Origin of the sequence: Chromobacterium sp. (assembly GCF_041912965.1) — a bacterium.
Taxonomy (GTDB): domain Bacteria; phylum Pseudomonadota; class Gammaproteobacteria; order Burkholderiales; family Chromobacteriaceae; genus Chromobacterium; species Chromobacterium aquaticum.
In genome coordinates this window covers 1-17,306 of sequence record NZ_JAYSGF010000002.1, presented here as the reverse complement: position 1 = coordinate 17,306, position 17,306 = coordinate 1, and the positions used below count along the sequence as shown (strand labels likewise).

At 63.2% G+C, this 17,306-nt stretch carries 21 protein-coding genes; 16 read left to right on the top strand and 5 right to left on the bottom strand.

Translation table 11 applies throughout. From position 1 onward, the window contains the following. Positions 1-897 (bottom strand): 16S rRNA (cytidine(1402)-2'-O)-methyltransferase, encoded by an 897-nt coding sequence (gene rsmI, locus ACE3QM_RS01165; protein WP_197081450.1) that lies wholly within the window; start codon positions 895-897, stop codon positions 1-3. Between rsmI and ACE3QM_RS01160 the strand changes: the two genes are divergently transcribed. The 5 genes from ACE3QM_RS01160 to ACE3QM_RS01140 all read left to right on the top strand — a co-directional run bounded on the left by ACE3QM_RS01160 (position 892) and on the right by ACE3QM_RS01140 (position 4,585). Next, positions 892-2,010 carry a penicillin-binding protein activator gene (locus ACE3QM_RS01160; RefSeq protein ID WP_374419645.1) on the top strand — a complete coding sequence of 373 codons (1,119 nt, stop codon included), beginning with the start codon at positions 892-894 and terminating at the stop codon, positions 2,008-2,010. The genes rsmI and ACE3QM_RS01160 overlap by 6 nt on opposite strands. After that, on the top strand, positions 2,007-2,342 hold the full coding sequence (locus ACE3QM_RS01155; protein WP_048410006.1) for a YraN family protein: 336 nt from the start codon (positions 2,007-2,009) through the stop codon (positions 2,340-2,342). Before ACE3QM_RS01160 ends, ACE3QM_RS01155 begins: the two co-directional genes overlap by 4 nt. Positions 2,343-2,366: 24 nt before the next feature. Then, positions 2,367-2,957, top strand: coding sequence for a phosphoheptose isomerase (locus tag ACE3QM_RS01150; RefSeq protein WP_048410007.1), 591 nt, complete (start codon positions 2,367-2,369; stop codon positions 2,955-2,957). Then, positions 2,958-3,539, top strand: coding sequence for a BON domain-containing protein (locus ACE3QM_RS01145; RefSeq protein ID WP_048410008.1), 582 nt, complete (start codon positions 2,958-2,960; stop codon positions 3,537-3,539). 242 nt (positions 3,540-3,781) lie between these two features. Next, positions 3,782-4,585, top strand: coding sequence for a DNA-binding protein (locus tag ACE3QM_RS01140; protein ID WP_053074382.1), 804 nt, complete (start codon positions 3,782-3,784; stop codon positions 4,583-4,585). Positions 4,586-4,598: 13 nt separating this feature from the next. Here ACE3QM_RS01140 and ACE3QM_RS01135 read toward each other — a convergent pair whose 3' ends face one another. From ACE3QM_RS01135 to ACE3QM_RS01120, 4 genes are all read right to left on the bottom strand, one after another. Beyond that, positions 4,599-5,792 carry an EAL domain-containing protein gene (locus tag ACE3QM_RS01135; RefSeq protein ID WP_374419641.1) on the bottom strand — a complete coding sequence of 398 codons (1,194 nt, stop codon included), beginning with the start codon at positions 5,790-5,792 and terminating at the stop codon, positions 4,599-4,601. A 144-nt stretch (positions 5,793-5,936) separates the two neighbouring features. After that, entirely contained in the window at positions 5,937-6,926 is a 990-nt protein-coding gene (locus ACE3QM_RS01130) for a Tim44 domain-containing protein (protein ID WP_374419639.1), read from the bottom strand. A gap of 55 nt (positions 6,927-6,981) precedes the next feature. After that, positions 6,982-7,680 carry a tRNA (N6-threonylcarbamoyladenosine(37)-N6)-methyltransferase TrmO gene (gene tsaA, locus ACE3QM_RS01125; protein ID WP_048410098.1) on the bottom strand — a complete coding sequence of 233 codons (699 nt, stop codon included), beginning with the start codon at positions 7,678-7,680 and terminating at the stop codon, positions 6,982-6,984. 41 nt (positions 7,681-7,721) lie between these two features. Next, on the bottom strand, positions 7,722-8,471 hold the full coding sequence (locus ACE3QM_RS01120) for a GNAT family N-acetyltransferase (RefSeq protein WP_048410012.1): 750 nt from the start codon (positions 8,469-8,471) through the stop codon (positions 7,722-7,724). Between the two features lie 198 nt (positions 8,472-8,669). On the opposite strand from ACE3QM_RS01120, the gene mnmG reads away from it, so the two are divergent. The 11 genes from mnmG to ACE3QM_RS01065 all read left to right on the top strand — a co-directional run. Further along, positions 8,670-10,565, top strand: a complete 1,896-nt coding sequence (mnmG, locus tag ACE3QM_RS01115) for a tRNA uridine-5-carboxymethylaminomethyl(34) synthesis enzyme MnmG (RefSeq protein WP_048410013.1) — start codon at positions 8,670-8,672, stop codon at positions 10,563-10,565. Continuing rightward, complete coding sequence (rsmG, locus tag ACE3QM_RS01110) at positions 10,562-11,203, top strand: 16S rRNA (guanine(527)-N(7))-methyltransferase RsmG (RefSeq protein WP_048410014.1); 642 nt, start codon at positions 10,562-10,564, stop codon at positions 11,201-11,203. The genes mnmG and rsmG overlap by 4 nt, the downstream gene beginning before the upstream one ends. Next, positions 11,200-11,991: a ParA family protein gene (locus ACE3QM_RS01105; RefSeq protein WP_374419635.1), complete on the top strand. Its 792-nt coding sequence runs from the start codon at positions 11,200-11,202 to the stop codon at positions 11,989-11,991. Before rsmG ends, ACE3QM_RS01105 begins: the two co-directional genes overlap by 4 nt. 5 nt (positions 11,992-11,996) lie before the next feature. After that, complete coding sequence (locus ACE3QM_RS01100; protein WP_374419633.1) at positions 11,997-12,854, top strand: ParB/RepB/Spo0J family partition protein; 858 nt, start codon at positions 11,997-11,999, stop codon at positions 12,852-12,854. A 90-nt stretch (positions 12,855-12,944) separates the two neighbouring features. Next, complete coding sequence (locus ACE3QM_RS01095) at positions 12,945-13,307, top strand: ATP synthase subunit I (protein ID WP_048410017.1); 363 nt, start codon at positions 12,945-12,947, stop codon at positions 13,305-13,307. A gap of 11 nt (positions 13,308-13,318) precedes the next feature. Then, positions 13,319-14,131, top strand: coding sequence for a F0F1 ATP synthase subunit A (gene atpB, locus ACE3QM_RS01090; RefSeq protein ID WP_374419631.1), 813 nt, complete (start codon positions 13,319-13,321; stop codon positions 14,129-14,131). Between the two features lie 77 nt (positions 14,132-14,208). Next, positions 14,209-14,496: a F0F1 ATP synthase subunit C gene (gene atpE, locus ACE3QM_RS01085; protein ID WP_019101091.1), complete on the top strand. Its 288-nt coding sequence runs from the start codon at positions 14,209-14,211 to the stop codon at positions 14,494-14,496. A 50-nt stretch (positions 14,497-14,546) separates the two neighbouring features. Continuing rightward, entirely contained in the window at positions 14,547-15,017 is a 471-nt protein-coding gene (locus ACE3QM_RS01080) for a F0F1 ATP synthase subunit B (protein ID WP_048410019.1), read from the top strand. Positions 15,018-15,024: 7 nt separating this feature from the next. Next, positions 15,025-15,561, top strand: coding sequence for a F0F1 ATP synthase subunit delta (locus tag ACE3QM_RS01075; protein ID WP_048410020.1), 537 nt, complete (start codon positions 15,025-15,027; stop codon positions 15,559-15,561). Positions 15,562-15,569: 8 nt separating this feature from the next. After that, a complete protein-coding gene (gene atpA, locus ACE3QM_RS01070; protein ID WP_048410021.1) occupies positions 15,570-17,114 on the top strand; it encodes a F0F1 ATP synthase subunit alpha in 1,545 nt (514 codons plus the stop codon). A gap of 43 nt (positions 17,115-17,157) precedes the next feature. After that, on the top strand, positions 17,158-17,306 hold a 149-nt coding region (locus ACE3QM_RS01065), incomplete at its 3' end, for a F0F1 ATP synthase subunit gamma (RefSeq protein ID WP_374419836.1).

Sequence of the window (17,306 nt, the reverse complement as noted above, 5' to 3'; positions counted from 1 at the left end):
TCAGTCCTGCTTCAGTTTGAGCGCGAGGTCGTAAAGCTGCTTGCGGTTGGCGCCGCAGATCTGCGCGGCCAGCGACGCCGCCTGCTTGGTGGGCAGCTCCGCCGCCAGCAGCTTGAGCACGCGCACGGTGTCTTCCGGCACCGCGTCGTCGGCCTCGTCGCGCGGCGGCGCGGCGTCCAGGATCAGCACGATCTCGCCGCGCTGCTGGTTGGAATCGGACTCCACCCACTCCAGCATGTGCTGGGCCGGCAGATTGCGGAAGGTTTCGAAAGTCTTGGTCAGCTCGCGCGCCAGCAGCACTCGGCGCTCCGCGCCCAGTTCCGCGACGATGTCGCGCAGGGTGTCGACAATGCGGTGCGGCGCTTCGTAACACACGGTCAGATGCGGCGCGGACAGCCATTGGCGCAGCGTCTTGCGGCGCTCGCCGCTCTTGGGCGGCAAGAAGCCGTGGAACAGGAAGGACGGCGCGGTCAGCCCGCTGGCGGACAAGGCGGCGATCACCGCGCTGGAGCCCGGCACCGGCCGCACCGGCAGACCGGCGGCGCGCACCGCTTCCGCCAAGCGCGCGCCGGGGTCGGACACCGCCGGGGTGCCGGCGTCGGACACCTGCACCACGATCTGGTCTTCGGACAGCCAGCGCACCACTTGCTCGGCCATGCCGCGTTCATTGTGCTCGCGCAGGCTGACCAGGCGTTTGGCGTGAATGCCGTAGGCGGACAGTAGCTGTCCGGTCACGCGGGTGTCCTCGGCGCAGACCACGTCGGCGGCGCTGAAGGCGGCCAAGGCGCGGGCGCTGATGTCGGCCAGGTTTCCAATGGGCGTGGCCACCACATATAATGTGCCGCGACAGAAACTTTCCCTGGCTGATTCAAGCAGATGAGCGAACGAAGTATGCAAAGACTGACTCCGCTGTTGGTTGGCGTCTTATTGACTTGGTTGACGCCGACGATGGCGCAAACCCCGGACTATATCATCCAAAGCAATACCGCGCCGCTCAAGTTGCTGGGCCAGCCGGCGTCGAAACCGGCCGTTCCGGCGGCCGCGCCGCGTGAGGCCAGCGCGGCGGCGGCGAAACCGCAGCCGGCCGCTGTCCGTGTGCGCATCGGCCTGCTGCTGCCCACCGGCTCCGCCACCCTGGGCGAAGCCGCGGCGGTGGTGCGCAGCGGCGTGGAAGCGGCGGCGAGCGTGGATCAGAACGCCGAGCTGGTGACCATAGACGCGTCCGAGGACACCGCCGTGGCCGGCTATAAGCAGGCCTTGGCCGGCGGAGTCAATGTGGTGATCGGCCCCTTGTCGCGCGGCGCCATCGCCGCGGTGGCGCCGCTGGTGTCGGTGCCGACGCTGGCCTTGAACTCGATAGGCCGCGAAGTGCCGGCCAATCCCAAGCTGTTTTCGCTATCCTTGACCGTTGAGGGCGAGGCGCGCCAGGTGGCGCGCCTGATGCGCGAGGACGGCCGGGTCAATCCGCTGCTGCTGTTCGGCGGCGATAGCCTGTCTCAGCGCCTGCGCCAGGCCTTCATCGATGAATGGCGGGTTCAGAGCCGCGGCAAGTCGCCGATGCTGCTGGAGGCGAAACCGGACAGCCTGCCCGCCATCCTGCAGGCGGCGGCCGGCGCCGACGCGGTGTTCATGGCGCTGGACGCGCGCGAGGCCGGCATCGTCAAGGCGGCGCTGGCGCCGGAACTGGCGGTTTACGGCACTTCCCAGCTCAATGGTCGCGGCAGCACGGTGGCCTTGGCCGGGGCGCGGGTGATAGACATGCCTTGGTTCCTGATGCCGGAACACCCGGCGGTACGGCGCTATCCGCGCCCGTCCACGCCGTTGACGATGCAGACCGAGCGTCTGTACGCGCTGGGCGTGGATGCCTGGCGGCTGGCGGTGCTGCTGGCCGGCGCGCGCCAGCCGCTTGGCCTGAAGCTGGATGGCGTCACCGGCGACTTGAAGCTGGGGCGCGATCGCCTGTTCGAGCGCCAGCTGCCGATGGCGGTGTTGAGTTCGGAGCAGCAGTGAATACCCTGGGCCGGCAAGCGGAAGATCGCGCGCTGGCCTGGCTGCTGCGGCGCGGCCTGACGCTGGTGGAGCGCAACTGGTCCTGCCGCGGCGGCGAAATCGATCTGATCATGCGCGATGGACGTTACTGGGTGTTTATCGAGGTGCGCCATCGCGCCAGCGCGGCCTTCGGCGGCGCGGCCGCCAGCATAGGAGCGGCCAAGCAAAGGAAACTCATGCTGGCCGCCGAGGTCTATCTGTCCCAACAGGGAATAGACGCGCCATGCCGTTTTGACGCGGTGTTGACCGTGGGCGAGGCGGAGCCGCAGTGGTTGCAGAATATTTTCATGTAGTGCTGAAAGAGATAAGGATGTCCCATGGATTTGATTGACCGCGTCAGCGGGCATTTCCTGGAAAGCATCGCCGTCAAGCAGGAGGCGATGGAATTGCTGTCGCCGGCGATCGCGGCGGCGGCGGAGCAAATGGTGGCTTGCCTGATGAACGAAGGCAAGATTCTGGCCTGCGGCAATGGCGGCTCGGCGGCGGACGCGCAGAATTTCGCCGCTGAGATGGTGGGGCGTTTCGAGAAGGAAAGGCCGGGCCTGGCGGCGATTTCGCTGGCCACCGACAGCTCGGCCCTGACCGCGATAGGCAACGACTACGATTTCGACATGGTGTTTTCCAAGCAAGTGCGCGCCTTGGGTCACACCAACGATTTATTGCTGGCGATTTCCGCGTCCGGCAACGCCGCCAATGTGATCGAGGCCATCTATGCCGCGCACGAGCGCGGCATGAGCGTGATCGCCTTGACCGGCATGGACGGCGGCAAGGTGGCCGAGATCCTGTCGCCGGAAGATATCCAGTTGATTGTGCCGGCGCTGCGTCGCTGCCGGATTCAGGAAGTCCATACCCTGATGGTCCACGCCTTGTGCGATACCATCGATTACATGTTGCTGGGAGGAGAGTAAATGAAGCGTCGCGTGTTTGCCGTATTGCTGGCCGTGGGTTTGAGCAGCACCCTGAGCGCTTGTTTCGGCGTGGTGGCGGCTGGCGCCGCTGGCGGCGCGCTGGTGGCGACCGATCGCCGCACCAGCGGCGCCTATGTCGATGACCAGGGCATCGAATTGAAGACCGCGGACCAGGTGGGCAAGCTGCTGCCCTCGGCCCATGTCAACACCACCAGTTTCAACCGCGCGGTGCTGCTGACCGGCGAAGTGCCCAGCGAGCAGGCACGCCAGCAGGCGGAGCTGACCGCGCGCGGCATCCCCAATGTGCGCCGCGTGTTCAACTACACCGTGGTGGCGCCGTCGTCGGGCTTCTCGGAACGCAGCAACGACACCTGGGTAACCAGCAAGGTGCGTACCCGCTTGCTGGACGGCAAGGGCTATAACCCGAACAACGTCAAGGTGGTGACCGAGCGCGGCGTGGTTTACATGCTGGGCATGGTGACCCAGGCCGAAGGCACCGCGGCGGCCAAGGTGGTCAGCGAGACTTCCGGCGTGCAGAAAGTGGTGACCTTGTTCGAATACATCAACGACATCGCGCAATAACGCGCTTCGATTTCGTTTGCTGAAACAGCCCGGCGTTTGCCGGGCTTTTTGTTGGCGCTTGGCCGCGGTTTCATCGAAAGTCGCGGAATTTTAAGAAAAGTCCTATAGCCGCTCCACGGCGCTTCTGCTGCAATTCCCGCTGCGGTCGAAAGCCATGCGCTTCGCCCGCATTTTCTGTGCCCGGAAGCATCCGGGCGCATCGGCAATGATAATGATGCAATCAGGGGTGAGGACGCGGGGTTATGAGTCAAGCGGTCAAGATTTCGGCGGAAGTGAGGGAGCGCGTGGTCGCCGCGGCGGCCGAGCTATATGAAAAGTCCGGTCGCAAGCGCTTTCCCGCGATAGACCAAGTCCGTCAGCTGGCGGGAGTGGACATGGACGCGGCCAGCGTGGTGCTCAAGGATTGGCGGCGGATTCAGCCGGCCACGGCGGCGGCGCTGGAAGGCGAAGTGCCGGAAGGCGTGCGCCAGGCGGGGCTAGCCGCGCTGGAAGCGATCTGGGCGCAAGCCCAGGCCTTGGCCAACGATAGCTTGTTGGCTGCCCAGGCCGCTTGGGAGCTGGAGCGCAGCGAGCTGGACGGCTTGCGCGCGGAACTGGCCAGCGCGTTTGAACGGCAGGCGGCGGAGCTGGACGCCACGCGCCGGCAGTTATCGGCCTCGCTGGCGCTGACCGCGCAACAGGCTCAGGACCTGGCGGTGGCGCAGCCGCAGGCCGAGGCGTTCCGCGCGCGCCTGGATCTGGCGGAAGGCCGAGTGGATGAATTGGAGAGCGAGCTGGCCGACACCAAGGAACGCCTGCAGCGGGCGCAGCGCGAATTGGGGCAGAGTTCGGCCGCCGGCCAGGCGGCGGAAGCGGCGCTGAGCAAGCTGCGCGGGGAACTGCTGCAATCCAGCGCCCAGACGGTGATGAAGGGCGAGGTGGCCAAGATCAGGAACCAGGCGGAGGCCAGACTGGGCTCGCCGGCGCCATCCGGCGAAGAAGGCGCCGCCTTGAAGGCCGCGTACACCCCGCAGCCAGCCGCCGAGGATATTCTGAAGTTCCGCTGACGGCGGGGCGTGGTCAATGCTGGGAAATCAGCACGTCGGCGCATAGCACGTGCATGATTTCATCGATTTCTATCGCCATCGAGATGGTGATGCAGGAGCGGGTGTCGGTCATCGACAGATAGGGCTCGCTCATATACAACACGCCGGGCTGGTCCACCGCGTGCTGGAAATAGCTGCGGCGCGACCAGACCGCGCCGGTGGTGTCCACCAGCGGCGCAAACTTGGGGTTGGCGACGGCGAGCGGCTGGCGGCTATTGAGGTTGCGGCCGATCTGGCGCCCCTCGCTGTCCAGCAGGAAGCAGCGCACCACATCCGGCAGCGCCAGCATCGGCTTGGCCGCCAGATTGAACGGCGTGCCCTGCATCAGCGAGATGGCGCTTTGCACGAAGGATTGCCGCGCCAGCTCGATCTGGCGCCGGGTCAGCTTGCGTTTCAGCAGCTCGCGCGCCATCAATTCATCCCAGCGCTCGTCTATGCGCGGGGTGATGATGTGGTCCTGGTCCGGCTGCTCATGCGGGTGGGCGATGAAATAGCCTTGCACCAGATCGCAGCCGGATTCCAGCGCAATCAGCACATCCTGATCGGTTTCTATGCCTTCCTCCACCACCAGCGCCCCAATTTCGTGCATCAGCCGCACCAGCTTGGCCAGCAGATTGCGGGTGCGCGGCTGGTGCACGGCGGCGCGCAGCAGATGACGGTCGAATTTGACCAGGTCCGGCTCCAATTGGCAGACCCGATCCAGATTGGAATGGCCGACGCCGAAGTCGTCGATGGCGATCAGAAAGCCGCTGCTTTTCAGCACATTGACGCCCTCTATCAGTGCGGCGTCCACTTCCAGCACATGTTCCAGCACTTCCAGCACCACCTGGCTGGGATCCAGCCCGGCGGCCTTGATGGTGTTGGCCAGCGCCATCGCGCGTTCCGGCCGCGACAGCGAGGCGGCGTCGATATTGAGAAACAGCCAGCATGGGTGGTCGCTTTGCATCTGGCTGAAGCGAGCGGCATGGGCTTCGCTCGTCGCCAGATCCAGCTGGTGACGGCGTTCGGGCGAGACGACGGAGTAAAAGGCCTCCGCCGGAGTCAGAATGGAGGAGTCCTGTCTGGCGCGCAGCAAGGCTTCCATGCCTATCGTGCGGCGATGCGCCAGGCTATAGATAGGCTGGAAGTGACTGCCGAGCTTCAAGCCGGCATGCTCGAATTCTTTCATGGAAACGCTGCCCTCCGTGGCGTGGACTCTACGGTCGGTATTGTTTTTTTGCCTGAAGCAATTGGCATTCCAGTTTAGTGCATCGCCATTAAAAATAAAAAACGGGCCAGGAGGCCCGTTTGGATAAAGATGTTAAAAAGCTTGTTACTGTTGGATGCCCGCCACCAGCCACTTGCCGTTGGTGCTGTCATCCTTGACGTAGTGCCAGTACTCGGTGAACGGCTCGGTCGGCGCGCCCACGGCTTCGCTGACCGTGCCGGAGAAGCGCACGCTGGCGATGTAGCGGTTGCCTTCGGTGCTGGCTTCGGACAGCTGGCAGTCCAGCTGCGGGAAGTCGGCGACGTCGGTATTGCCGGCGATGTCCTCGCGCAGCGCGTTGAACAGGTCCGGCGTCATGTACTTGCGCACTTCTTCCAGGCTTTCCGTGGTGTTCAGGCTTTGCAGGTGCAGGAAGGTGGCCTTGGCCTGGCGCAGGAAGTTAGGCGTTTCCGTGCCATCCGGCAGGCGAGCGGGGGCGTCGAACGCCGCCGGCGCGCCGAAGGCCGGCTGGGCGCCGCCAAGACCGGAGCCGATTTTCGGGATGGAATCGAAACGGGCCGGTTCCTGATAGCCGCCGCCGAGGTTCTGCGGCATGCCCGCTGCTTGCGGGGCTGCCATGGCCGGTCGCGCGGCGCCGGCCTTGCGGCGGAAGAACATGATGCCGCCGATCAGTACCGCGCCCAGCAGGGCCAGCGTGCCCCACGGCATGCCGCCGCTCTTCTGCGGTTGCTGGCCTTGTTGCGCCGCCAGAGCCGGATCGGAGTTGCCGTTGGCGGCTGCCGGAGCTTGTTGCTGGCCGCCTTTATCGCTCATGGCGGAGCCCAGCATATAGCCGGCGGCCGCGCCGGCCGCGCCGGCGGCTACCGCGGTGCCGATGCCCGGGCCGGATTTGGGTTGAGCTTGAGCCGGAGCGGGCGCTTGCGCAGGCGGCGCAACCGGGCGCGCCGGCGCTTGTTGTTGGTAAGAACGGGTGGGGGCCGAACGCTGCATGCCGGCGCTCTTGCCTTTACCTAGGCGGGCCGCTTCCGCGAACGGAGTGGCCAACACGGAAACCATGGTGAAGGCGAGCATGATCGTCTTCGCGCGAGTGGTCATATTGCTTTTTTCCTGAGTGGTTGGTATCGCCCCGATATGACTGGGGCGCAAAGGATTAGTTCGGGGTCAATGACTGAATTTCAATGACTTGCGCATGGTTTTTTTCGATGCGGAAGCGCACATTCCATTGCTGCAGCGCCACGCCATAAACCCGTTGCGGGTCGTCCTGATAGGCGGGGCGCGGGTCCTGGGCCAGCACCTGCTCCACCAGCAGCGCGAAATCGGCCGGCAGGCCGGGGGCTGCCAGCTGCGCGCGCGCGGCGGCGTCCCAGCCCACGCTCAATTGCGGCGGCGGGCCGTCGACGAAGCCGCCGCGGGCGTCCGGCCGGGCTTCGACGAAGGGAATATAGGGCTTGATGTCCAGCACCGGGGTGCCGTCCAGCAAGTCGGCTCCTTCCAGCGTCAGCACCACCTTGGGCTGGGTGTCGATGCGCAGCAGCCGCACCAGCGACAGGCCCAGCGGATTGGGGCGATGGGTGGCGCGGCTGGCGAACACGCCGACCTTGGCGTTGCCGCCCAGCCGCGGCGGACGCACCAGCGGCTGCCAGCCGCGTTCGGCGGTTTGATGGAACACGAAGCTGATCCAGACATGGGAAAACGCGTCCAGCCCGCGCACCATGTCGGGGTGATCATAGGGCGGCAGCAGTTCCAGCGTGATGCGGGCGGCGTTGACCAGCGAGGGCTGGCGCGGGATGCCGAATTTCTCGCGGTAGGGCGAACGGATCACGCCCACCGTTTCAAAGGTGTAGCTCATGGCCGGATTGTAGCATCCGGCCATGCGGGGAGCGTTTTCGCCTAGCCGACGAAGTGCTTGTTGTAGCGGCCGCTCAGCCGGCTCATCGGCAGCAGCATGAAAAAGTCGGCGCAGTTGAAGTCCGGGTCCCAGGCCGGCTCGCCGCAGATATAGGCGCCGGCGCGCAGATAGCCCTTGATCAGCGCCGGCATCGGCGCGGAAGGCGCATCGTCGCGAACGCGGTCCAGCGGCAGCGGCAGGTGGGGGAATACCCGCCATTCCGGCGGCGACAAGTGCTTGGTTTCCAGCTGGCGGTACAGGCTGACCGCCTGGTGGCCGCCGTCGCTCAGCGACACGCTGGCGCAGCCGGCCAGGTATTGGCCGCCGTGCTGTTGCACGTAATCGGCCAGGCCGGACCAGAGCAGGGCGATCACCGCGCCGGAGCGGAAATCGCGATGCACGCAGGAGCGGCCCACTTCGATCAGGCCTGCGCGCAAATGGGTCAGCCGCGCCAGATCGAATTCATGTTCCGAATACAGGCTGGGCGCGCGGCGCGCATTGTCCGGCGACAGCATGCGGTAAGTGCCCACCACCAGGCCGCTGGCGGCATCCTCGACGATCAGGTGTTCGCACAACTCGTCGTACTCGTCGCAATCGATGCCGAGTTCCCTGGAGTTGAGTTCGGCGCCCATTTCCCCGGCGAACACATCGAAGCGCAGCTTCTGCGCGCGGCGAATGTCCTGCGTCTCAGTGGCCACGCGCACGCTCAAACGCGGCTTGGCGCTCACGGCAAGCTGTTCATTTAGCAGCATGTTTTGCTCCCTTGAGTGATGAGCCCCATGCTAGGCAGCTTGTTTGACGCGGCGATGTCTTTAATATGACCATCGGGTGACCGGCGCTTGACGCCGCCATTACTAGCTGGATTTATTGAAATCAACGACTTACGCTATGTCAGGATTTGGCGTAGAATAGGCCGTTTTTCCGTTCGATTTGCTCTTTCCGACAAAGCCATGATTTATCCGACAAACTTCGACGTGATAGTGGTGGGCGGCGGCCATGCCGGCACCGAGGCCGCGCTGGCGGCTGCGCGCATGGGCTGCAACACCCTTCTTTTGACGCATAACATCGAGACCCTGGGTCAGATGTCGTGCAATCCGTCGATCGGCGGCATCGGCAAGGGCCATCTGGTCAAGGAAGTGGATGCCCTGGGCGGCGCGATGGCGCTGGCCACCGATATCGGCGGCATCCAGTTCCGCACCCTCAACGCCTCCAAGGGCCCGGCGGTGCGCGCCACTCGCGCCCAGGCCGACCGCATCCTGTACAAGGCGGCGATCCGCGAGATGCTGGAGAATCAGCCCAATCTGACGCTGTTCCAGCAGCCGGTGGACGATCTCCTGATCGAAGGCGACCGCGTTGCCGGGGCCATCACCGCCATCGGCATCACTTTCCGCGCCAAGACCGTGGTGCTGACCGCCGGTACCTTCCTGTCCGGCAAGATCCACGTCGGCCTGGAAAACTACACCGGCGGCCGCGCCGGCGATCAAGCCGCGTCCACGCTGGGCGAGCGCTTGCGCGAACTGGCCCTGCCGGTGGGACGGCTGAAAACCGGCACGCCGCCGCGCATCGACGGCCGCAGCGTCGACTTTTCGGTGATGGAAGAGCAGCCGGGCGACACGCCGGAGCCGGTGTTCTCCTATCGCGGCAGCCGCGTGCTGCATCCCAAGCAGCTGCCGTGCTGGATCACCCACACCAATGAGCGCACTCACGAGATCATCCGCTCCGGCTTCGAACGCAGCCCGATGTTCACCGGGGTGATCGAAGGCGTCGGCCCGCGTTATTGCCCGTCGATCGAGGACAAGATCAATCGCTTCGCCGACAAGGACAGCCATCAGGTCTTCCTGGAGCCGGAAGGCCTGACCACGCACGAGTTCTACCCCAACGGGATTTCCACCAGTCTGCCCTTCGACATCCAGTTGGCGGCGGTGCGCTCGATCCGCGGCATGGAGAACGCCCACATCCTGCGGCCCGGCTATGCGATCGAGTACGATTATTTCGACCCGCGCGGACTGAAGTCCACGCTGGAGACCAAGGCGATTCAGGGCCTGTTCTTCGCCGGCCAGATCAACGGCACCACCGGCTACGAAGAAGCGGCCGCCCAGGGCCTGCAAGCGGGCATGAACGCCGCGCTGCAGGCGCGCGGCGAAGAGGGCTGGTGCCCGCGCCGCGACGAAGCCTATCTGGGCGTGCTGGTGGACGACCTGATCACCAAGGGCGTGGCCGAGCCCTACCGCATGTTCACCAGCCGCGCCGAATTCCGCCTGCAGTTGCGCGAAGACAACGCCGACCTGCGCCTGACCGAGATCGGCCGCCGCTACGGCTTGATCGGCGATGTCCAATGGGACAGCTTCTGCCGCAAGCGCGACGCGGTGGAGGCCGAAAAGGCGCGGCTGAAGACCACCTGGCTGCATCCGGCGCGGCTTAGCGACGCCGCCGCGCTGCAAGCGCTGCTGGGCAAGGCGATAGAACGCGAATACAACTTGTACGACCTGCTGAAGCGGCCCAATGTCGCCTATGCCGACTTGATGGCGTTGCCGGAGGCCGGCGGCGCGGTGGCGGACGAGGCGGTTGCCGAGCAGGTGGAAATTCAGGTCAAATACCAAGGCTATATCAATCGCCAGAACGAAGAGCTGGCGCGCCGCGACAACCTGGAGGACGTGCGCCTGCCGGCCGATATCGATTATGGTCTGGTCAAGGGTCTGTCCAAGGAAGTGCAGCAAAAACTGAACCAGCAACGGCCGGAGACCTTGGGCCAGGCGTCACGCATCCAGGGCATTACCCCGGCGGCGATTGCTCTTTTGATGGTCCACCTGAAACGTGGCTTTGCCGACGCAACGAAAACCGCATGACACATAACGCAGAACTACAACAAGGCCTGTCGCAGCTGAAGCTGGAACTGAGCGACGCGCAAATCGATTTGCTGGACCGCTACCTGGCGCTGCTGGCCAAGTGGAACCAGACCTATAACCTGACCGCGGTGCGCGAGGAAAAGCGCATGGTCAGTTACCATCTGCTGGACAGCCTGAGCCTGGTGCCGCATCTGGACGGCGGCAGCCGTCTGCTGGACGTCGGCTCCGGCGGCGGCATGCCCGGCATCCCGGCGGCGATCGCCCGTCCGGATCTGCAAGTGGTGCTGTTGGATTCGAATCATAAGAAAACCACCTTCCTGCGTCAGGTGGTGGTGGAGCTGGGCCTGCCCAATGTGCAGGTGATGACCGAGCGGGTGGAGGCCTACCAGCCGGAGCAGAAGTTCGACCGCATCACCAGCCGGGCGTTTTCCGAGCTGGCCGAGTTCGTCAAGCTGACCCGCCACTTGCTGGCGGATCACGGTCAATATGTCGCAATGAAGGGTGTCTATCCTTACGAGGAAATCGCCTTGTTGCCGCAGGGTACGGTGGTTTCCGAAGTATTGCCGGTCACAGTGCCGGGCCTGGATGCCGAACGGCACCTGGTGAGAATGCGCCTGGAAGGGGTGGGTGCGCAATGAATTCAAGGGTGATCGCGGTCGCCAACCAGAAGGGCGGGGTCGGCAAGACCACGACTGTGGTGAATCTGGCGGCGGGCCTGGCTGAACTGGGCCGGCGCGTGCTGATTGTCGATCTCGACCCGCAGGGCAATGCCACCATGGGTAGCGGCATCGCCAAGCAATCCCTGAAACTGTCCGGCTACGACGTGCTGCTGGGCGAGGCCTCGATCGAAGAGGCGCGCCAGCCGGCGAAGGAGGGCGGTTACGACGTGCTGCCCGCCAATCGCGACCTGGGCGGCGCGGAGCTGGAACTGGTCAACGAGCTGGCGCGCGAGGCGCGGCTGAAGAACGCGCTGCAGGTGGTGGAAGAGCAGTACGACTACGTGCTGATAGACTGCCCGCCGTCGCTGAACCTGCTGACCCTGAACGGGCTGGTGGCGGCGCACAGCGTGCTGATCCCGATGGTGTGCGAGTACTACGCGCTGGAAGGCTTGTCCGACCTGGTGGCGACCCTGCGCAAGGTGAGGGTGGCGGTGAATCCCAAGATCGAGATCATGGGCCTGCTGCGCACCATGTTCGACGCGCGCAACAATCTGTCGCAGCAGGTCTCGGAACAATTGGCGCGCCATTTCGGCGCCAAGGTGTTCGATACCGTGATCCCGCGCAATGTGCGGCTGGCGGAAGCGCCCAGCCACGGTTTGCCCGGCCTGGTCTACGATCGCGCCTCGCGCGGCGCTCAAGCCTATCTGACGCTGGCGCAAGAGCTGGCGGACCGGCTCGAGCCCGCAACCACAACCCCCTCCGTCTAAGCATTATGGCCAAATTAAAAGGATTGGGGCGCGGTCTGGACGCGCTCCTGTCCACTGCTGAAACAGTGGACGACAGACTTACTTCCCTCCCCATAGACAGCATCCGGCCCGGCAAATACCAGCCGCGCAGCTTCATGGACGAGGGCGCGCTGGAGGAGCTGGCCGCGTCCATCCGCTCCCAGGGCGTGATCCAGCCCTTGGTGGTGCGTGAAATCGGTTTCGGCGATTACGAGCTGATCGCCGGCGAACGGCGCTGGCGCGCTTCGCGCAAGGCCGGTCTCGCCGAAGTGCCGGCGGTGATCAAGAGCGTGCCGGACGAAGCCGCGCTGGCGATGGCGCTGATCGAAAACATCCAGCGTCAGGAATTGGACCCGATAGAAGAGGCCCAGGGCCTCAAGCGTCTGATCGACGAATTCGGCCTGACCCACGAGGCCGCGGCCGACGCGGTGGGCCGCTCGCGCAGCGCGGTCAGCAATTTATTGCGCCTGCTGGCCTTGCCGCAGCCGGTGCAAACCATGTTGCATCAGGGGCAGCTGGAAATGGGCCATGCGCGCGCCTTGCTGGCGCTGCCGGTGGTGGAGCAGCTGGGCCTGGCGCAGGAAGTGGGCGAGAAAGGCCTGTCCGTGCGCGAGGTGGAGCGCCGGGTGCAGCAGAAAGCTGTGGAAAAAACCACAGTCGCACCGCAGCAGAAACGTACAGATCCGGACGTGGACAGACTGGCGGAACAGGTGTCGGAACGCATAGGCGCCCGCGTCAGCATCCGTCATGCAAATCGTGGCAATGGCAGGCTGGTCATAGAATACGCGACGCTGGACGAGCTGGAAGGCTTGCTGGAAAAGTTGCAGAAAAGCTCAGGAAAATGAGCGTGTTGCACTGCAACATCCCAATGACACGCAAGTTGACGCAAATCAAGCGTGAAGCCTATAATTCGGCGGTTTTTTTGCTGGGTCAGCATGGTTAATCCGGAAGTTAAGCGTATACTGCGCCTGCAGTGCACCCTGGTGGGGGTGGCGCTGTTGATTGGAGTGGTTGCAGGGGGAGGAAACCTGGCCATTCCGGTTTCTGTCTTGCTTGGCGGATTGTCGGCCGTGGTGCCGGCGCTGGTGTACGCCAGAATCGCCTACGCCAAGCGCCATGTCTCCCCTGCGGAACTGATGAAGGCGCATTTCAGGGCTGAGGCGGTCAAGTACGTCCTCACCATCCTGTTATTTGGTGCGACTTTGGTGTTTTTCAAGGATTTATCGATAGTCGGGCTGTTTGGGGGCTTTTTTGCCGCCGTGTCCGGCTACTGGTTCGGGCTTTTAATCAAAAATTGAGAAAATGAGCGATGGCAAGCAACGCAACTGACTATATCAAGCACCACCTCACCTTCTGGAATTCGGATCCTTCCGCCGGCTTCTGGAGCCTGCACCTTGATACCTTCTCCATTTCTCTGGTTCTCGCCTTCATTTTCGCCGGCGTGTTCGCCGTCGTGGCGCGCAAGGCCAAGCTGGAGAATCCGGGCCGGCTGCAGCTGTTAGTGGAAAGCATCGTGGAAATGGTGGACAAGCAGGTGCGCGATGTATTCCACGGCCAGAGCAAGGTCATCGCCCCGCTGGCGCTGACCATCTTCTGCTGGATCTTCCTGATGAACTTCATGGACTTGCTGCCGGTGGACCTGCTGCCGTCGCTGGCCCAGTGGGTTGGCTATACCTTCTTCGGCGCCGAGCCGCACCATGTTTACTTCCGCGTCGTGCCGTCCGCCGACGTGAACGCCACCTTCGCGATGTCCTTGTCCGTGATGTTCTGCATCATCGGCTTCTCCATCAGCGCCAAGGGCGTGGGCGGCTACACCAAGGAATTGTTCACCGCGCCCTTCCATGCTGAAGGCACCGTGGGCAAGATCCTGCTGGCCCCGGCCAACTTCCTGCTGCAGATGGTGGAACTGCTGGCCAAGCCGATTTCGCTGTCCCTGCGTTTGTTCGGCAATATGTACGCCGGCGAAATGATCTTCATCCTGATCGCGCTGCTGCCGTGGGGCCTGCAATGGCTGCTGGGCGCGCCGTGGGCGATCTTCCACATCCTGATCATCACCCTGCAGGCCTTCGTGTTCATGATGCTGACCATCGTGTACCTGAGCCTGGCGGTGGAAGCGCACTAATACCGGTTTCTTTGTTTTACCTTTGTTTCTTTAGCTTTTTTACCAACCATCCTTGATTAAGTCTTAGGAGATACACAATGGAAGCACTCGTTTCTCAGATCCAGTCCATGACCGTACTGGCCGCTGCCCTGATCATTGGCCTGGGCGCCATCGGTACTGCTCTGGGTTTCGCCATCCTGGGTGGCAAATTCCTCGAGTCCTCCGCCCGTCAACCGGAAATGATCCCGGTTCTGCAAACCAAACTGTTCATTCTGGCCGGTCTGCTGGACGCCATCTCCATGATCGGTGTTGGTATCGCCATGCTGTACACCTTCAATAACCCGTTCCTGTCCGCCGCCCTGGCCGCTCTGAAAGCCGGCGCTTAATTTTTAAGCGGAATTGGTTGTTGCAGTAATACTACTGGAGGAAAACAAGCGTGGAATTCAACGTAACACTACTGGGCCAGGCGATCACGTTCGCCATCCTGGTATGGTTCACCATGAAGTTTGTTTGGCCTCCGCTTACCAACATGATGGATGAGCGCGCCAAGCGCATCGCAGACGGCCTGGCCGCCGGCGAGCGTGGCAAGCAAGATCTGGAAGCCGCTGAAAAGCGCGTTGCGGATGAACTCCGCAAGGCCAAACAGCAAGCGACCGAAATCGTGATGGCCGCTGAAAAGCGCGCCAGCCAGATCGTGGACGAAGCCAAGGATGCCGCACGCGTTGAAGGCGCGCGCATTGTGGCCGACGCCAAGTCTGAGATCGATCAGGAAGTCCTGCGCGCCAAGGAAACCCTGCGCGCGCAAGTGGCCGACCTGGCGGTTGCGGGCGCGGAGAAGATCCTGCGCAAAGAGATCGACTCGGCCAAGCACGCTGATCTGCTTGCCTCCATCAAAGCGGAGTTTTAATTAACTCATGGCAGAACTCATTACCGTAGCTAGGCCCTATGCCGAAGCGGTATACAGCCTCGCCACCGAGCAGCACGCCACCCAGCAATGGTCGGAATCGCTGTCGTGGCTGGCTGCCATGGTGAAGAACCCGGATCTGGAAGCCGTCATCACCAATCCGAAACATACCGCACAAGAGCTTGAGGCGCTGATGCTGGATGTTCTGGGCGCGCGCGGCAACGAAGACGTAAAACGTTTTCTGGCCGCGCTGATCGAGAACAGCCGTTTGACGCTGCTGCCGCAAATCGCCGAACAGTTTGAAGTGTTCAAGGCGCAAGCGGAAGGCGTTGTGGATGCCGTGGTGGAAACGGCGTTTGCAATGAACGATGCGCAGAAGGCCGAACTGACCGACACGCTTTCCAAGAAGTACGGCAAATCCGTACGGATTGATGTGCGTGACAACCCTGACCTGATCGGCGGGGTTCGTGTGTTGGTGGGCGATGATGTCATCGACGCTTCCGTGCGCGGCAAACTGCAAGCCATGGCAGTAAGCCTCAAGAATTAGGAGAGATCATGCAGTTGAACCCCTCTGAAATCAGCGATCTGATCAAGGCGAAGATTCAGAACCTGGCCGAAGGCGCAGAAACCCGTACCAAAGGTACCGTGATTTCCGTGACCGACGGCATCGTTCGTATCCATGGCCTGGCAGACGTGATGCAGGGTGAAATGCTCGAATTCCCGGGCAACACCTTCGGCCTCGCGATGAACCTGGAGCGCGACTCTGTCGGCGCCGTGGTTCTGGGCGAGTACGAGCACATCTCGGAAGGCGACGAAGTTACTTGTACCGGTCGCATTCTGGAAGTTCCGGTTGGTCCGGAACTGATTGGCCGCGTGGTCAACGCCCTGGGTCAGCCGATCGACGGCAAGGGCCCGGTTAACGCCAAGCTGTCCAGCCCGATCGAAAAGATCGCGCCGGGCGTGATTGCGCGTCAATCGGTATCCCAGCCGATGCAGACCGGCCTGAAGGCCATCGACTCGATGGTTCCGGTTGGCCGCGGTCAGCGCGAGCTGATCATCGGCGACCGCCAGACCGGCAAGACCGCGGTGGCGCTGGATGCGATCATCAACCAAAAAGGCACCGGCGTAGTGTGCATCTACGTGGCGATTGGCCAAAAGGCCTCCTCCATCGCCAACGTGGTGCGCAAGCTGGAAGAGCACGGCGCGCTGGGCCACACCATCGTGGTGGCCGCGACCGCTTCCGAAGCCGCCGCGCTGCAGTTCATCGCCCCGTACTCCGGCTGCGCGATGGGCGAATACTTCCGCGACATCGGCGAAGACGCGCTGATCGTGTACGACGACCTGTCCAAGCAAGCCGTCGCCTACCGTCAGATTTCGCTGCTGCTGCGCCGTCCGCCGGGCCGCGAAGCCTACCCTGGCGACGTGTTCTATCTGCACTCCCGTCTGCTGGAACGCGCTTCCCGCATCAATGAAGACGAAGTGGCCAAGCTGACCAATGGCGAAGTGAAAGGCAAGACCGGTTCCCTGACCGCGCTGCCCATCATCGAAACCCAGGCCGGCGACGTTTCCGCCTTCGTGCCGACCAACGTGATCTCGATCACCGACGGTCAGATCTTCCTGGAAACCGACCTCTTCAACGCAGGCATCCGTCCGGCCATCAACGCCGGTATCTCGGTATCCCGCGTTGGCGGCGCCGCGCAGACCAAGGTGATCAAGAAGCTGGGCGGCGGTATCCGTCTGGCCCTGGCCCAGTACCGTGAACTGGCTGCGTTCTCGCAGTTCGCTTCCGATCTGGACGAGGCTACCCGCAAGCAACTGCAACACGGCGAAGTGGTTACCGAGCTGATGAAGCAGAAGCAGTTCCTGCCGCTGGCCACCGCCGAAATGGCGCTGACCCTGTGGGCGGTGAACAAGGGCAGCTACGAAGACGTTCCGGTGAAGAAAGCCCTGGCTTTCGAAGCGGCGTTCCTCGCCTATGTGCGCGCGAACCACCACGACGTGTTGGCCGCGGTGAACGCTTCCGGCGATCTGTCCGGCGACAACGAGAAAATCCTGGCCAAGGCGATGGAATCGTTCAAGGCTGGCTTCAGCTACAACTGAGTCTTTTCGGTTAACGCAAACAGTTACTAGGAAAGGTTCAGGAATGGCAGTCGGCAAAGAGATTCTCACCAAGATCCGAAGCGTGCAAAACACGCAGAAGATCACTCGCGCAATGCAAATGGTGGCGACCTCCAAGATGCGCAAAACGCAAGAGCGTATGCGCGCTGCCCGTCCTTACGCCGAGAAGGTGCG

Excerpts from the sequence above, each read along its gene's own strand:
- ACE3QM_RS01160 (WP_374419645.1), top strand. The coding sequence starts at position 892 with ATGCAAAGACTGACTCCGCTGTTGGTTGGCGTCTTATTGACTTGGTTG.
- ACE3QM_RS01150 (WP_048410007.1), top strand. The coding sequence starts at position 2,367 with ATGGATTTGATTGACCGCGTCAGCGGGCATTTCCTGGAAAGCATCGCC.
- ACE3QM_RS01145 (WP_048410008.1), top strand. The coding sequence starts at position 2,958 with ATGAAGCGTCGCGTGTTTGCCGTATTGCTGGCCGTGGGTTTGAGCAGC.
- ACE3QM_RS01140 (WP_053074382.1), top strand. The coding sequence starts at position 3,782 with ATGAGTCAAGCGGTCAAGATTTCGGCGGAAGTGAGGGAGCGCGTGGTC.
- ACE3QM_RS01135 (WP_374419641.1), bottom strand. The coding sequence starts at position 5,792 with ATGAAAGAATTCGAGCATGCCGGCTTGAAGCTCGGCAGTCACTTCCAG.
- ACE3QM_RS01130 (WP_374419639.1), bottom strand. The coding sequence starts at position 6,926 with ATGACCACTCGCGCGAAGACGATCATGCTCGCCTTCACCATGGTTTCC.
- tsaA (WP_048410098.1), bottom strand. The coding sequence starts at position 7,680 with ATGAGCTACACCTTTGAAACGGTGGGCGTGATCCGTTCGCCCTACCGC.
- ACE3QM_RS01120 (WP_048410012.1), bottom strand. The coding sequence starts at position 8,471 with ATGCTGCTAAATGAACAGCTTGCCGTGAGCGCCAAGCCGCGTTTGAGC.
- mnmG (WP_048410013.1), top strand. The coding sequence starts at position 8,670 with ATGATTTATCCGACAAACTTCGACGTGATAGTGGTGGGCGGCGGCCAT.
- rsmG (WP_048410014.1), top strand. The coding sequence starts at position 10,562 with ATGACACATAACGCAGAACTACAACAAGGCCTGTCGCAGCTGAAGCTG.
- ACE3QM_RS01105 (WP_374419635.1), top strand. The coding sequence starts at position 11,200 with ATGAATTCAAGGGTGATCGCGGTCGCCAACCAGAAGGGCGGGGTCGGC.
- ACE3QM_RS01100 (WP_374419633.1), top strand. The coding sequence starts at position 11,997 with ATGGCCAAATTAAAAGGATTGGGGCGCGGTCTGGACGCGCTCCTGTCC.
- ACE3QM_RS01095 (WP_048410017.1), top strand. The coding sequence starts at position 12,945 with ATGGTTAATCCGGAAGTTAAGCGTATACTGCGCCTGCAGTGCACCCTG.
- atpB (WP_374419631.1), top strand. The coding sequence starts at position 13,319 with ATGGCAAGCAACGCAACTGACTATATCAAGCACCACCTCACCTTCTGG.
- atpE (WP_019101091.1), top strand. The coding sequence starts at position 14,209 with ATGGAAGCACTCGTTTCTCAGATCCAGTCCATGACCGTACTGGCCGCT.
- ACE3QM_RS01075 (WP_048410020.1), top strand. The coding sequence starts at position 15,025 with ATGGCAGAACTCATTACCGTAGCTAGGCCCTATGCCGAAGCGGTATAC.
- atpA (WP_048410021.1), top strand. The coding sequence starts at position 15,570 with ATGCAGTTGAACCCCTCTGAAATCAGCGATCTGATCAAGGCGAAGATT.